General features: G+C 46.0%; 18 protein-coding genes. 17 read left to right on the plus strand and 1 reads right to left on the minus strand.

Features of this window, described 5'->3' with window-relative positions; translation table 11 throughout:
* Window positions 1-25 precede the first annotated feature (25 nt).
* The 16 genes from fur (at window position 26) to BTA30_RS02185 (ending at window position 12,045) form a co-directional block, all read left to right on the plus strand.
* Complete coding sequence (fur, locus tag BTA30_RS02110) at window positions 26-475, plus strand: ferric iron uptake transcriptional regulator (RefSeq protein WP_076758635.1); 450 nt, start codon at window positions 26-28, stop codon at window positions 473-475.
* A 121-nt stretch (window positions 476-596) separates the two neighbouring features.
* Window positions 597-824, plus strand: a complete 228-nt coding sequence (locus BTA30_RS02115; RefSeq protein ID WP_223831562.1) for a YqzK family protein — start codon at window positions 597-599, stop codon at window positions 822-824.
* A gap of 6 nt (window positions 825-830) precedes the next feature.
* On the plus strand, window positions 831-1,721 hold the full coding sequence (gene xerD / locus BTA30_RS02120; RefSeq protein WP_076758638.1) for a site-specific tyrosine recombinase XerD: 891 nt from the start codon (window positions 831-833) through the stop codon (window positions 1,719-1,721).
* Between the two features lie 208 nt (window positions 1,722-1,929).
* Window positions 1,930-3,114, plus strand: a complete 1,185-nt coding sequence (deoB, locus tag BTA30_RS02125; protein ID WP_076758640.1) for a phosphopentomutase — start codon at window positions 1,930-1,932, stop codon at window positions 3,112-3,114.
* 20 nt (window positions 3,115-3,134) lie between these two features.
* Window positions 3,135-3,941, plus strand: coding sequence for a purine-nucleoside phosphorylase (locus BTA30_RS02130; protein ID WP_094777276.1), 807 nt, complete (start codon window positions 3,135-3,137; stop codon window positions 3,939-3,941).
* A 154-nt stretch (window positions 3,942-4,095) separates the two neighbouring features.
* Entirely contained in the window at window positions 4,096-5,268 is a 1,173-nt protein-coding gene (locus BTA30_RS02135; RefSeq protein WP_076758644.1) for a D-alanyl-D-alanine carboxypeptidase family protein, read from the plus strand.
* 93 nt (window positions 5,269-5,361) lie between these two features.
* Window positions 5,362-5,715 carry an anti-sigma F factor antagonist gene (gene spoIIAA / locus BTA30_RS02140; protein WP_076758647.1) on the plus strand — a complete coding sequence of 118 codons (354 nt, stop codon included), beginning with the start codon at window positions 5,362-5,364 and terminating at the stop codon, window positions 5,713-5,715.
* A complete protein-coding gene (gene spoIIAB / locus BTA30_RS02145) occupies window positions 5,712-6,152 on the plus strand; it encodes an anti-sigma F factor (RefSeq protein ID WP_076758650.1) in 441 nt (146 codons plus the stop codon). Before spoIIAA ends, spoIIAB begins: the two co-directional genes overlap by 4 nt.
* Before the next feature lie 12 nt (window positions 6,153-6,164).
* Window positions 6,165-6,932, plus strand: a complete 768-nt coding sequence (gene sigF, locus BTA30_RS02150) for an RNA polymerase sporulation sigma factor SigF (RefSeq protein WP_076758652.1) — start codon at window positions 6,165-6,167, stop codon at window positions 6,930-6,932.
* Between the two features lie 174 nt (window positions 6,933-7,106).
* Entirely contained in the window at window positions 7,107-7,727 is a 621-nt protein-coding gene (locus tag BTA30_RS02155) for a stage V sporulation protein AA (protein ID WP_076758654.1), read from the plus strand.
* Window positions 7,717-8,142, plus strand: coding sequence for a stage V sporulation protein AB (locus BTA30_RS02160; protein ID WP_076758657.1), 426 nt, complete (start codon window positions 7,717-7,719; stop codon window positions 8,140-8,142). Before BTA30_RS02155 ends, BTA30_RS02160 begins: the two co-directional genes overlap by 11 nt.
* Window positions 8,143-8,155: 13 nt before the next feature.
* Window positions 8,156-8,605, plus strand: a complete 450-nt coding sequence (spoVAC, locus tag BTA30_RS02165) for a stage V sporulation protein AC (RefSeq protein ID WP_076758660.1) — start codon at window positions 8,156-8,158, stop codon at window positions 8,603-8,605.
* A 12-nt stretch (window positions 8,606-8,617) separates the two neighbouring features.
* Window positions 8,618-9,637, plus strand: a complete 1,020-nt coding sequence (spoVAD, locus tag BTA30_RS02170) for a stage V sporulation protein AD (RefSeq protein WP_076758663.1) — start codon at window positions 8,618-8,620, stop codon at window positions 9,635-9,637.
* Window position 9,638: 1 nt separating this feature from the next.
* Window positions 9,639-9,989 (plus strand): stage V sporulation protein AE, encoded by a 351-nt coding sequence (gene spoVAE / locus BTA30_RS02175; RefSeq protein ID WP_076758666.1) that lies wholly within the window; start codon window positions 9,639-9,641, stop codon window positions 9,987-9,989.
* Between the two features lie 6 nt (window positions 9,990-9,995).
* Window positions 9,996-10,604 carry a stage V sporulation protein SpoVABEA gene (gene spoVAEA, locus BTA30_RS02180; protein ID WP_076758668.1) on the plus strand — a complete coding sequence of 203 codons (609 nt, stop codon included), beginning with the start codon at window positions 9,996-9,998 and terminating at the stop codon, window positions 10,602-10,604.
* On the plus strand, window positions 10,558-12,045 hold the full coding sequence (locus tag BTA30_RS02185; protein ID WP_076758672.1) for a spore germination protein: 1,488 nt from the start codon (window positions 10,558-10,560) through the stop codon (window positions 12,043-12,045). The genes spoVAEA and BTA30_RS02185 overlap by 47 nt, the downstream gene beginning before the upstream one ends.
* A gap of 47 nt (window positions 12,046-12,092) precedes the next feature.
* On the opposite strand, the gene BTA30_RS02190 is transcribed toward BTA30_RS02185, so the two are convergent.
* The gene (locus tag BTA30_RS02190) at window positions 12,093-12,404 is read right to left on the minus strand and encodes a hypothetical protein (RefSeq protein WP_076758674.1); all 312 of its coding nucleotides are present in this window, start codon (window positions 12,402-12,404) and stop codon (window positions 12,093-12,095) included.
* A 393-nt stretch (window positions 12,405-12,797) separates the two neighbouring features.
* On the opposite strand from BTA30_RS02190, the gene lysA reads away from it, so the two are divergent.
* Window positions 12,798-14,120, plus strand: coding sequence for a diaminopimelate decarboxylase (lysA, locus tag BTA30_RS02195; protein ID WP_076758677.1), 1,323 nt, complete (start codon window positions 12,798-12,800; stop codon window positions 14,118-14,120).
* Window positions 14,121-14,148 lie beyond the last annotated feature (28 nt).

Genomic DNA, 14,148 nt, shown 5'->3' on the forward strand with positions numbered 1-14,148 from the left:
TAATGCGGCGTAGGAGGGAAAGCCAATGGAAAACCGTATTGATCGAATTAAAAAACAATTGCATTCTTCCAGCTATAAACTCACCCCTCAGCGCGAGGCTACTGTAAGGGTGCTGCTTGAGAATGAGGAAGACCATTTAAGCGCAGAAGATGTATACCTCCTCGTAAAAGAGAAATCTCCTGAGATTGGTCTTGCAACGGTATATCGGACTCTTGAATTGTTAACTGAACTAAAAGTAGTGGATAAAATCAACTTTGGCGACGGTGTGTCGAGATATGACCTCCGCAAAGAAGGAGCTGCCCATTTTCATCACCATTTAGTGTGCATGGAATGCGGATCAGTCGTTGAAATTGAAGAAGACTTGCTTGAAGATGTTGAAGATATCATTGAAAAGGATTGGAAATTTAAAATAAAAGACCACAGGCTGACTTTTCATGGCATCTGCCATAACTGCCAGGAAAAAGAAGCGGAATAGACCGGATTAGAGAGAACCCTTTCATTGCTTGAGCGGGTTCTTTTTTGATTCACACGTATAAAACTTGTCTCAGTTGGCATAAGTTTTAGTAATTGAATCAAAAGAAGGGACGGTGAAAACAGTGATGAAAATGCTGAAAACGGCTGGCGATATGATCAAGGTGTTTGTGCTGTTTACCGGTTTTACCGTCTTGTTTTATTATGCTATGATATGGATAAATTCTGAGTATGAAGACTATCATCGGTATGATAAACCTGAAGGAGCCGCCCTTAAGGTCGCCTCGATGGAAGGGGACGAACAGGGCAGCTGGTTTGACCGGTTAATCTTTTTTTATTTGAACGGGGAGTAGGATAGCGTGAAAGTTCATATTAAAGATTTTATCCACTATGCCGTTGTTGAACGGGGGCTTTCCCATAACACGGTTGTGAGCTATGAACGGGATTTGAACAGCTATGCCGCCTATTTAGAGAAAACAGAAGGTCTGGATTCTCTCAATCAAGTGACGAGGCTGCACATCATCCAGTTTTTAAAGCATTTGAAAGACGCCGGAAAATCCGGAAAAACAATCGCCAGACATCTTGCTTCCATCCGCGCCTTTCACCAGTTTCTGCTGAGAGAAAAAGTGACGGCTCAAGATCCGTCCGTCCATATTGAATCACAAAAAACGGAGCGGACGCTTCCGAAAGTTTTGTCATTGCAGGAGGTGGAAACCCTTCTGGACACCCCGAAGCTGACCAGTCCGTTCGGCTACCGGGATAAAGCGATGCTGGAATTATTGTATGCGACGGGGATTCGCGTCAGCGAGATGATCGAATTGAAGCTGTCTGACGTCCACTTGTCCATGGGGTTTATCCGCTGCTTCGGAAAGGGAAGAAAAGAGCGAATCGTCCCGCTTGGCGAAGCGGCATCCCATGCGGTCGGAGAATATCTCTCAAAGGCGAGGGCCAAGCTGCTTAAGAAAAACACAGAGGACGCTCTGTTTCTGAATCACCACGGCAGACAGATCAGCCGTCAGGGATTTTGGAAAAACTTAAAGAAAATCGCCTTGGAAGCGGGGATCAAAAAAGACCTGACTCCCCATACATTAAGGCACTCATTTGCTACGCATCTTTTGGAAAACGGAGCCGATCTCCGGGCCGTTCAGGAAATGCTCGGCCATGCCGACATTTCGACGACGCAAATCTATACACATGTGACGAAAACGAGGCTGAAAGACGTCTATAAGCAGTATCATCCCCGGGCATAGGCCGCGCGAAGCCAAAGCGCGGTTTTTCATTTGCCGGCAAAGAGATGTGACATGCTTAAATTGCGGGAAGTTTCTCACTATTTCCGTTCGTATTGTCAACCGTTGTGTAAACGGTTTATACTTGGCTAATAGCGGTATTTTGGTTTTTTTATGCCAAATGTGACAGCCTAAAGATCAATCATATGAAAGAAAAAAAGGAGGCCATCAAATGCCTGCATATCATTACAACCGCGTGTTTTTAATCGTTATGGATTCTGTCGGTATCGGCGAAGCGCCCGACGCTGAAAAGTTTAATGACAAAGGCGCGGATACATTGGGCCACATTGCCGAACATATGGGGGGCATCAGCCTGCCGAACATGGCGAAGCTCGGGCTCAGCAACATCCGTGAAATCAAAGGAGTGCAAGAGACAGACCAGCCGCTTGCCTATTACGGCAAAATGAAAGAAGCCTCAAATGGAAAAGATACGATGACCGGCCATTGGGAAATCATGGGGCTTTACATAGACAAACCATTCCGGGTATTCCCCGAAGGTTTTCCAGACGAATTGATCAATGAGCTTGAAAAGAGATCAGGAAGAAAAGTGATTGGAAACAAGCCTGCTTCAGGTACAGCGATATTGGATGAACTTGGAGCAGAACATATGGAAACCGGTGCGCTTATCGTCTACACGTCAGCCGACTCCGTTTTGCAGATTGCCGCACATGAAGAAGTGGTGCCTCTTGAAGAACTCTACAAGATCTGTGAAATCGCGCGCGAGCTCACCCTTGATGAAAAATATATGGTCGGACGCGTCATTGCACGGCCGTTTGTCGGAAAGCCGGGCGAATTTAAACGGACGCCGAACCGGCATGACTACGCGCTAAAACCGTTTGACAGAACCGTGATGAATGAACTGAAAGATGACAGCTTAGATGTCATAGCCATCGGAAAAATCTCCGATATCTACGACGGCGAAGGAATTACCGAATCGCTCAGAACAACATCGAACATGGATGGGATGGACAAACTGATTCAAACGCTTGACCAGGACTTTACAGGCATCAGCTTTGTGAACCTCGTTGATTTTGACGCGCTGTTCGGACACCGCCGCGATCCTGAAGGGTACGGGAAAGCGCTTGAAGAATTCGATGCAAGGCTTCCGGAGGTATTTGAAAAAATGCGGGAGGATGATTTGCTCATCATCACCGCCGATCATGGAAATGATCCTATTCACCACGGAACGGATCATACAAGGGAATATGTTCCGCTCCTCGTTTACAGCAAAAAACATGAAAACGCGGCAGAACTTCCGCTCGCTGATACATTTGCGGATATCGGAGCGACGATCGCCGACAATTTTAAAACGAAAATGCCGAATTACGGAAAAAGCTTTTTATCCCTGCTTAAATAGGAGGAAACGACGTGAAACAGATGATTGCAAATGCCGCTCAATATGTCAAAAGCAAGACAGAACACAAACCGGCAGTCGGCTTGATTTTGGGGTCAGGCCTCGGTGTGCTCGCTGATGAAATTCAAGAAGCCGTTCACATTAAATACGAAGATATCCCCGACTTTCCGGTCTCTACTGTCGAAGGCCATGCCGGGCAGCTTGTCATCGGCAGACTTGAAAATGTTCAAGTCATTGCGATGCAAGGCCGTTTTCATTTTTATGAAGGCTATTCGCTCGATAAGGTTACATTCCCTGTCAGGGTGATGAAAGAGCTTGGCGTCTCGACTTTAATCGTCACGAATGCTGCAGGGGGCGTGAATGAGTCTTTCCGTCCCGGCGACTTGATGGTCATCTCAGATCATATCAACTATATGGGAACAAACCCGCTGATCGGTCCGAATGATTCAGCGCTTGGCGTCAGATTTCCAGACATGTCGTCCGCTTATGATAAAGAACTTCGTCATCTGGCGAAACAAACGGCCGAAGAATTGAACATCAGCGTGCAAGAAGGCGTGTATACAGCGGTTTCCGGTCCGTCATATGAAACACCGGCAGAGGTCCGTTTTCTCAGAACGATCGGTACTGACGCCGTCGGAATGTCAACCGTTCCTGAAGTGATTGTCGCAAGGCATTCAGGGCTTCGGGTGCTCGGCATCTCCTGCATTTCAAATGCGGCAGCCGGGATCTTGGATCAGCCGCTGTCACATGATGAAGTCATGGAAGTAACCGAAAAAGTGAAATCCGACTTTTTGCGATTTGTCAAATCAGCAGTGGCGAAAATCGGTTAAATCGGATAAACCGCCAAATAAGCCAATGTAAGTTCAAGCCAGAGCTTACATTGGCTTTTTCTTTTATGTTTACGAGGAAATTTTTCCAATTGATCCGTATAAATCCATCTTATTTGGGAAAAATAGAAAGGATTACGAAATGGAGGTCTGGGTGATGAAACGTCATTTATCCAAATTGCTGATTTTTACGATAATCCTTATGACAGCGCCATCCGCGTTTGCGAAAGAAAGTGAAAAGAAATCCTCTGAGCTTGCTCATGAAGCGAAGTCTGCCGTTCTGATCGAGCGGGACACCGGAAAGGTAATGTATGACAAAAACAGCCATGAGAAGCTTCCCCCGGCCAGCATGACAAAGGTGATGACCATGCTGCTTATCATGGAAGCCCTTGATAAAGGCAAAATTCAAATGAAAGATAAAGTCAGAACAAGCGAGTACGCTGCATCAATGGGCGGTTCACAGATCTTTCTTGAACCAGGCGAAGAAATGACCGTTGAAGAGATGTTAAAAGGGATCGCCATCGGATCTGGAAACGATGCTTCTGTTGCGATGGCAGAGCACATTGCCGGATCTGAAGAGGAGTTTGTCAAAAGGATGAATGAAAAAGCAGCTGAGCTTGGTCTGAAAGATACATCCTTTAAAAACACGACGGGGCTCCCTGAAGAAGGACATTACAGCACAGCCTACGACATGTCCCTCATGGCGAAAGAGCTCTTAAAATATGAAAGAATCACGAAGTTTACGGGAACGTATGAAGACTATCTGAGAGAAAATACCGATAAAAAATTCTGGCTTGTCAATACAAACAGGCTGATCAAATTTTATCCGGGAGTCGACGGGGTCAAAACAGGATTTACAAATGAAGCCAAGTACTGTTTGACTGCTTCGGCGAAAAAAGGAAACATGCGCGTGATCGCCGTTGTATTCGGCGCCAGCACACCGAAGGAACGGAATACGCAAATCACCAAAATGCTTGATTACGCGTTCAGCCAATATGAAACACATCCGATGTATAAGCGTAATGAAGTCATTTCAGAATTAAAGGTCAATAAAGGCCGCCATCAGAAAATCAATCTCGTGACATCAGAACCAATTTCTCTTTTGACGAAAAAAGGCGAAAATATGGAATCTGTCAAAAAAGAGATCAAACAGAAAGAAGATATCCATGCTCCTGTCAAAAAAGGCACCGAGCTCGGGACGCTCGTATTGAAAAAGGATGGGAAGGTGCTGCATGAAAGCCCTCTTGTCGCAGAAAAAGACATGGATAAAGCGGGGATGTGGACATTGTTTAAACGGACGATGACAAATTGGACAAAGTGGAGTGAATAATGCCGAACGATCACTAGTTTTGTCATGGTGAAGGAATTTATAAAGTTTAAATCGAAACACTCATTATCCGATTTAAATCAAGGAGGAATGAGGATGAGCCTCGGAATCGATTTTAACGTCAAAGAATCCGTGCTTTGCGTTCGGTTAACAGGTGAACTTGATCACCATACAGCTGAAACATTGAGAAAACAAGTCAGTGATCATTTGGAACAGTACGACATTTGCCACATTGTCTTGAATCTTGAAGACCTTTCGTTTATGGACAGTTCAGGACTTGGCGTCGTGCTGGGCAGATATAAGGAAATTAAGCAGCTGGGCGGAGAAATGATCGTCTGTGCGATTTCTCCTGCCGTCAAACGCCTATTTGATATGTCGGGTCTGTTTAAAATCATCCGTCTTGAACAATCAGAGCAGCATGCTCTGGAAACACTGGGGGTGGCGTCATGAAAAATGAAATGAACATTCAGTTTTCAGCGCTCAGCCAAAATGAATCATTTGCCCGGGTGACAGTTGCCGCTTTCATCGCACAGCTAGACCCGACAATGGATGAATTGACCGAAATTAAAACGGTTGTGTCAGAAGCGGTGACGAACGCGATCATCCACGGCTATGAAAACTCCGGGGAAGGGAATGTATATATTTCCGTTACCCTTGAAGACCATATCGTCTTTTTAACGATTCGTGATGAAGGAATCGGCATCACGGACTTGGAAGAGGCTCGCGAGCCGCTGTTCACGACAAAGCCTGAACTTGAAAGGTCTGGAATGGGCTTTACCATTATGGAAAATTTCATGGATGATATCACGATAGATTCCTCACCTGAGATGGGAACCACAATACACTTAACAAAGCACTTATCAAAAAGCAAAGCGCTTTGCAATTAAGGGAGATTTGTTATGGATGTGGAGGTTAAAAAAGAAAACCAGAACACTCAGCTTAAAGACCATGAGGTTAAAGAACTCATAAAAAACAGCCAGAACGGCGATCAAAGAGCAAGGGACCTCCTCATAGAAAAAAACATGCGTCTTGTTTGGTCTGTCGTTCAGCGTTTTTTGAACAGGGGCTATGAACCTGATGATCTTTTCCAAATCGGCTGCATCGGGCTCTTGAAATCGGTTGACAAATTCGATCTGTCCTATGATGTGCGATTTTCCACCTATGCCGTTCCGATGATCATCGGAGAAATTCAGCGGTTTATCAGGGATGACGGGACAGTTAAAGTCAGCCGATCGCTAAAGGAACTCGGCAATAAAATCAGAAGGGCAAAAGACGAGCTTTCAAAGTCAAACGGGCGGATTCCGACCATACAGGAAATCGCCGACCATCTGGACATCAGTTCTGAAGAGGTCGTGATGGCCCAGGAAGCGGTTCGCTCTCCTTCGTCCATTCATGAAACCGTTTATGAAAACGACGGAGATCCGATTACACTTCTCGACCAGATCGCCGATCAGTCTGAGGACAAATGGTTCGATAAAATCGCTCTGAAGGAAGCCATTAAAGACCTGGATGAACGGGAAAAGCTGATCGTTTATTTACGATACTACAAGGACAAGACGCAATCTGAAGTAGCCGATCGACTCGGTATCTCGCAAGTCCAAGTCTCAAGGCTTGAGAAAAAAATCTTAAAGCAGATCAAAAACGAGATGGACCATTCAGAAAACTGAGGCTGCCAAAAAAACGGCAGCCTCAGCTTCTAAATACCACTAATTGAAGCCGGACTCGCTCGACGAGCCGGCTTTTTTCGTGTGTGGTAATTTATGGTCTTTCGCAGCTCGCTGAATGATAAATGAGATCAACCTCATACTACAACTATAACCATCATATAGGAAGTGACCCAGATGGAACGTCAAGTTTTTATCAGACTCCGCCATCGGCTCGAGGCAGATCCAGATGAATTGATCAGACTCGGACATCTCGCACAGGTGGCGGGGGATCGCCGGTTTAAAGAAAAGCTTGAACAGCTGCCTGTGTACCAGGTAAGCAAATCGGATCAAAGCATGGTCGTATTGGATGTAATGAAGGTTATTGAAACTATACATAAATCGTTTCCAGACCTTGATGTCCAGACCGTCGGCGGTTCCGAAACCATCGTGGAGATCCAATATCCAAAACGAGGCTTATCTCCTGTTCTGTTCATCTCTGTCTGGCTGCTTTTGTTTGTCGGGGCAGGTCTTGCCGTGATGAACTTTCATGAAGATGTCAGCATGAGGGAAGTGCACATCCTGCTCTATGAAATGGTGACGGGAAAAGTAAACCGCTATCCTTACCTTCTGCAAGTTCCGTACAGCATTGGACTGGGGCTGGGCATGATTTTGTTTTTTAATCACTTATTTAAAAAACGCTTTAACGAGGAACCAAGCCCCCTTGAAGTTGAGATGTTCAAATATCAGCTCGATTTGGATCAATATGTGGCCATGAACGAAAATAAAGAAACGATAAAAGATATTCATGATCATTAGCACGCTGTTTATCATCTTTCTCGGCCTTGCAGGAGGCGTCGCAGTAGGATCGGGATTTGTCGCTTTCCTCACGGTGCTTGGCATTATCCCGAGGCTGACTCAGCTCACCAAAACGGGGGCGTTTATCCAGGCGTACGAATGGGCTGTCATTTTGGGCGCAGTTTTCGGAGGATGGGAATCGCTGAATTTAAGCCGGTTTTTTTTATCGAAATGGGTGCTGATTCCAATCGGTCTTCTGGCGGGCGTCTTTATCGGAATGCTTGCGGCGGCGCTTACAGAGGTGCTGAACGTATTGCCGATTTTGGCAAAGCGAATCGGCATGGGAGACAGGATATTAATTCTTTTGATGGCCATCGTTTTCGGAAAGATTCTCGGATCGCTGTTTCAATGGCTTATTTTTGTTCATCTGTCATAAAAGGAGGATTATGATGTCAGGTTTAAAAGATAATTATCAGTCAAAAGTAAAGGTGTACCAGCCTTCCCCGCCTTACTTCCTCAATTGTGTAAAAGCTTTTCTTGTCGGGGGGCTGATCTGCACGATCGGTCAGGCGTTTCAAAATTTTTATATGGCCGTATTTCATTTTGATGAAAAAACGGCGGGAAACCCTACTGTTGCCACTCTTATCTTATTATCGGCTCTTTTGACAGGGCTGGGCGTCTACGACAGGATCGGACAGTTTGCAGGCGCGGGTTCGGCCGTACCGGTTACAGGGTTTGCCAATAGCATGACGAGTGCAGCGCTCGAGCACAAAAGCGAAGGATACGTCCTCGGAGTGGGAACGAATATGTTTAAGCTGGCCGGAAATGTCATCGTCTTCGGTGTCGTGGCCGCTTATATTGTAGGAATGATCCGCTATGCTTTTGACAAGCTGTTTTAGGAGGAAAACATCATGAAAATTAAGGGAAAACAAACATGGGAGTTCCAAAATCCGCTGTTTGTTAATTCGAGCGGAACAGCGGTCGGCCCCAAGGAAAAGCAAGGTCCTTTAGGACATTTATTTGATAAGACATATGATGAAATGCACTGCAACCAGAAAAACTGGGAGATGGCTGAGCGCAAATTGATGGAGGATGCGATTCAGAGTGCATTGTCCAAACAAAATCTTAAAAAAGAAGACATTGATATATTTTTAGCAGGCGACCTGCTCAATCAAAATGTCACAGCCAATTATGTGGCGAGGCACTTAAAAATTCCTTTTCTTTGCTTGTTTGGGGCATGCTCGACTTCGATGGAATCGATCGCCATCAGTTCGGCATTGATTGACGGAGGCTTTGCAAAACGTGCGCTGGCGGCGACAAGCAGCCATAATGCGACGGCTGAAAGGCAATTTCGCTATCCGACAGAATACGGCGGGCAAAAACCGGACACCGCGACTTCGACCGTAACCGGAAGCGGGGCGGTTGTGCTCAGTCAGCAGCCAAGCGGAATTCAAATCACAAGCGCAACAGTCGGGAGAGTCATTGATCTCGGAATCACAGATTCACAGGACATGGGATCGGCAATGGCGCCTGCCGCTGCGGATACGATTAAACAGCATTTGCAAGATCTGGGGCGCACCCCTGATGACTATGATTTAATTTTGACTGGAGATCTCTCGGGCGTCGGCAGCCCGATTGTCAAGGACCTTTTAAAAGAAGAAGGGATTAACGTCGGGACAAAACATAATGATTGCGGGCTGATGATCTATACCCCTGATCAGCAGGTATTTGCAGGAGGAAGCGGCTGCGCTTGTTCGGCTGTCGTTACATTTGCCCATATCTTTAAAGAAATGGAAGCGGGAAGGCTCAACAGGGTGCTTGTCGTAGCGACCGGAGCACTTCTGAGCCCAACCATCATACAGCAAAATGAATCGATTCCATGTATCGCGCACGGCGTCGTGTTTGAACGATCCGAAAGGGGGAACGGGTAATATGGAGTATGTCATTGCATTTATTGCGGGCGGCTTAATTTGTGTTATCGGCCAGCTGCTGCTTGATGTATTTAAATTGACGCCGGGCCACGTTATGTCCACCTTTGTCGTTTCAGGAGCGATCCTGGACGGCTTCGGCATCTACGACAGATTTATCGATTTTGCCGGAGCTGGTGCAACGGTGCCGATCGTCAGCTTCGGACACTCCCTTTTGCACGGAGCAATGCATCAGGCTGACAAACACGGCTTTATCGGAATCGGAATGGGAATATTTGAATTGACATCTGCCGGTATTTCTTCCGCCATTTTATTCGCTTTTCTTGTTGCCGTGATTTTTAAACCGAAAGGATAAAGAACGATGACAGCAAAACGCAAGGTCATTTTGGTCACTGACGGCGATGTATATGCTGCCAAAGCAATTGAATATGCAGCAAAAAAGACAGGAGGCCGCTGCATTTCCCAATCAAAGGGGAATCCCAGCATCAAAACCGGCTCAGAACTAGTCTCTATGATTTTAAAAACGCCGTATGATCCCGTGTTTGTGATGTTCGACGATTCCGGTCTGCAAGGCGAAGGGCCGGGAGAGGCGGCGATGAAATATGTGGCGCAGCATCCCGATGTCGAAGTCCTTGGCGTCATCGCCGTCGCCTCAAAGACGCATTACGCAGAGTGGACCAAAGTCGATGTCTCGATTGATGCTGAAGGCGAGCTGACAGAATACGGAGTCGATAAACACGGTGTCAAAGAATTTGATGTCAAGCGCATGAGCGGTGATACAGTCTATTGCCTTGATCAGCTGGATGTCCCGATTGTCGTCGGCATCGGCGACATCGGGAAAATGGGCAGAAAAGACGATGTGAAAAAAGGTTCGCCGATCACAATGAAAGCGGTCGAGCTCATTTTAGAAAGGAGCGGGTATCATGAGTGCTCAGGCAAACGAGAAAGAGAAGACAAAAGTATTCCTTGATCCTTCTAAGAATGAAGCGTATTTCAAAAAGTATGTCGGCATGGGAGAAAGCTTTGACCTAGGCGTCCGCAAGGTCTTTGTCCTAGACCGTGAAGTTCAGCTTTATTATGTAAACGGATTATGTGACACACAGTACATCATTCACCTTTTAAGAGAACTGGTCCACTTGAATGATGCAGAAAAAGAAACGGGCGACACGGAAGAAATTGTTGAAAACAGGCTGTTAAATCAGCAGGTATCAAAAGCAAAAACGCTTGATGAAGCGGTTGATCAAGTATTATCGGGACTGGTCGCCATCATCGTAGAGGAATCGGATTTTGCTTTTATTGTTGATGTCAGAAGCTATCCTGGAAGAACGCCGGAAGAGCCTGATACCGAGAAAGTCGTACGAGGGGCAAGAGACGGGTTTGTAGAGAACATTATTGTCAACACTGCCCTTATCAGAAGGCGTATCAGAGATGAACGGCTGCGCTATAAAATGCTTCATATCGGAGAACGCTCCAAAACCGATATCTGTCTTTGCTATTTGGAAGATGTGGCAGACTCGGGTCTTGTCGAGGTCTTAAAAAAAGAAATTGAGAACGTGAAAATCGACGGTTTGCCGATGTCTGACAAATCAGTTGAGGAATTTCTCGTCGGCCAAGGCTTTAATCCTTTTCCGCTTGTCAGGTTTACAGAAAGAGCCGATGTTGCCGCGAGCCACATTTTGGAAGGTCACGTTATTGTGATAGTCGATACATCGCCAAGCGTTATTATCACGCCGACTACTTTGTTTCATCACGTTCAGCATGCCGAGGAATACAGACAGACCCCGGCCGTCGGCACGTTTTTAAGATGGGTGCGCTTTTTCGGCATTTTTGCATCAACCTTTTTGCTTCCGCTTTGGCTTCTGTTTGTCATTGAACCGTCGCTCCTGCCTAAAAATCTTTCATATATCGGCTTGAACAAAGATACCCATATACCGATTATCATGCAAATCTTTTTGGCGGATCTCGGAGTCGAATTTTTAAGAATGGCGGCTATTCATACCCCGACGGCGCTTTCCACTGCCATGGGCTTGATTGCCGCCGTGTTGATCGGTGACATAGCCATCGATGTCGGATTGTTTTCCCCGGAAGTCATTTTATACGTCTCCTTGTCGGCAATCGGTGCATATACAACCCCGAGCTATGAGCTGAGCTTGGCGAATAAAATGGTAAAGCTCTTTATGCTCATCTTAGTTGCCATCTTTAAGGTGGAGGGGTTTGTCATCGGACTAACGATATTAACCATTGTGATGGCCTCCATCCGTTCATTGAGAACGCCGTATCTTTGGCCGCTTCTCCCGTTTAACGGAAAAGCGTTTTGGCATGTTCTTGTACGCACATCCGTTCCGGGGGGGAAAGTGAGGCCGAGTATCGTTCATCCGAAAAACAGAATCAGGCAGCCAAAAAATTCTTAACCATTCATGTTTAAAAGAGGCTTATCATCAATGAAAAGGCCTCTTTTTTAAAATCCGTGTCTCTGCATGCCTCTGTATTCATTGGCTGATATCGCTACGGCCCGCAAGCTGCAGACATTGTTCTGCCGTCTGATCGGATAGACGATATAAAGCATTTCCCGGCCGGAAGGATCAATTGCTGATGAGTGAAGGAAAACCTCAGTGCCTCTGCGCCAGAATCTCGTATTCGCCGGAGCTGTAATAATCTGGCCCTCATAAGGCTCATAAATTCTCTGTTCATAGTACGGACGGTAAGGGTCGTGCATGTCTTCTTGTATATAACTTGAAGCAGGAGGATAAGGGTTAAAGTTTGGGTACATAAGATAACCTCTTTCATTTTTTCTTGGCTTTATGTTTATGTGTATATTCAGGTAAGTGCCTATTTGTATAGGCGAAATCCCCAAGGTGTAAAGTTTTTCCGGCTGCTTCTCCCGCCTTTTTCTATCAAAACTTTGCAGGTATTCCATAGATGTTTGAATGCCTATTTCTATCGATTGCTGTTTTCTGTTATTCTATAGATGATAGAGACCATACTGAATGGAAATCATTTTCAATTTAAATCAAGAAAATTTGGACAAATGATGGTTTAGATTTTTATGCGAAATGTTATAATACAACATAAGAAATTTGACTATCATAAAGCGGAAGATGTATCGGGCAGTGATCCGGACTGTCCCTTTCACCTTTGTAGATAGAGAAAGAGGGAATGACAATTGTTTTTACATGGTACCAGCAGACAAAATGAAAGAGGACATCTCGAAATCGGCGGCATCGATGTTCTATCATTGGCAGAAAGATATGGAACTCCTCTTTATATATACGATGTCGCTTTGATAAGGGAACGGGCCCGAAAATTCCAAAAAGCTTTTCAGGAAGCCGATTTGAAGGCGCAAGTCGCGTATGCGAGCAAGGCGTTTTCATCGGTAGCGATGATTCAGCTTGCCGAAGAAGAAGGGCTGTCTTTGGACGTGGTATCAGGCGGAGAGCTCTTTACTGCGATCAAAGCAGGGTTTCCGCCTGAACGGATTCATTTTCACGGAAATAATAAGAGTCCGGAAGAGCTCGAAATGGCTCTTCAGCATAAAATCGGCTGTATTGTGCTCGATAATTTCCACGAGATTGCAATAACCGAAGAGCTTTGCAAACGAGCGGGACAAACTGTGGACGTTTTGCTCAGAATCACGCCGGGAGTTGAAGCGCACACACACGATTACATTACGACAGGACAGGAAGATTCCAAATTCGGCTTTGATCTGCATAATGGGCAAGTAGAGCAAGCCATCGAACAGGTTCTTCAGTCGCAGGCTTTCGAGCTGCTTGGCGTGCACTGTCATATCGGTTCGCAAATCTTTGATACGGCGGGATTTGTTCTGGCAGCAGATAAAATTTTTGAAAAGCTCGCAGAGTGGAGGGAAACCTACTCATTTATACCTTCAGTGCTGAACCTTGGCGGAGGTTTTGGCATCCGCTATACAAAAGAGGATGAGCCGCTGCCCGCTGATGTTTATGTCGGTAAAATTATTGAAGCGGTCAAAGCGAATGCTGAACATTTCGGCTTTGACATCCCAGAAATCTGGATCGAACCCGGCAGGTCCTTGGTTGGAGATGCGGGAACGACCCTGTATACGATCGGCTCGCAAAAACAAGTCCCCGGCATTCGCAAGTACGTAGCGATTGACGGGGGGATGAGCGACAATATCAGACCGGCGCTTTATGAAGCTAAATATGAAGCGTCAGTCGCCAACAGAATGAACGCTGGACGTGATGACACCGTGTCCATTGCCGGAAAATGCTGTGAAAGCGGAGATATGCTGATTTGGGATTTAGAGGTGCCGGAAGTTCGCGATGGCGATGTTCTCGCTGTTTTTTGCACCGGTGCATACGGCTACAGCATGGCCAACAATTACAACCGCATCCCGCGCCCGGCCGTCGTCTTTGTTGAAGACGGAGAAGCGCAGCTTGTCATCCAGAGAGAATCTTATGAAGATATTGTCAAACTGGATTTACCGCTGAAATCGAAAGTGAAGCAATCATAAAACAACGGGAGGTGCCTATCAGGTATCT

This window comes from Bacillus swezeyi (genome assembly GCF_001969815.1).
Lineage (GTDB): Bacteria > Bacillota > Bacilli > Bacillales > Bacillaceae > Bacillus > Bacillus swezeyi.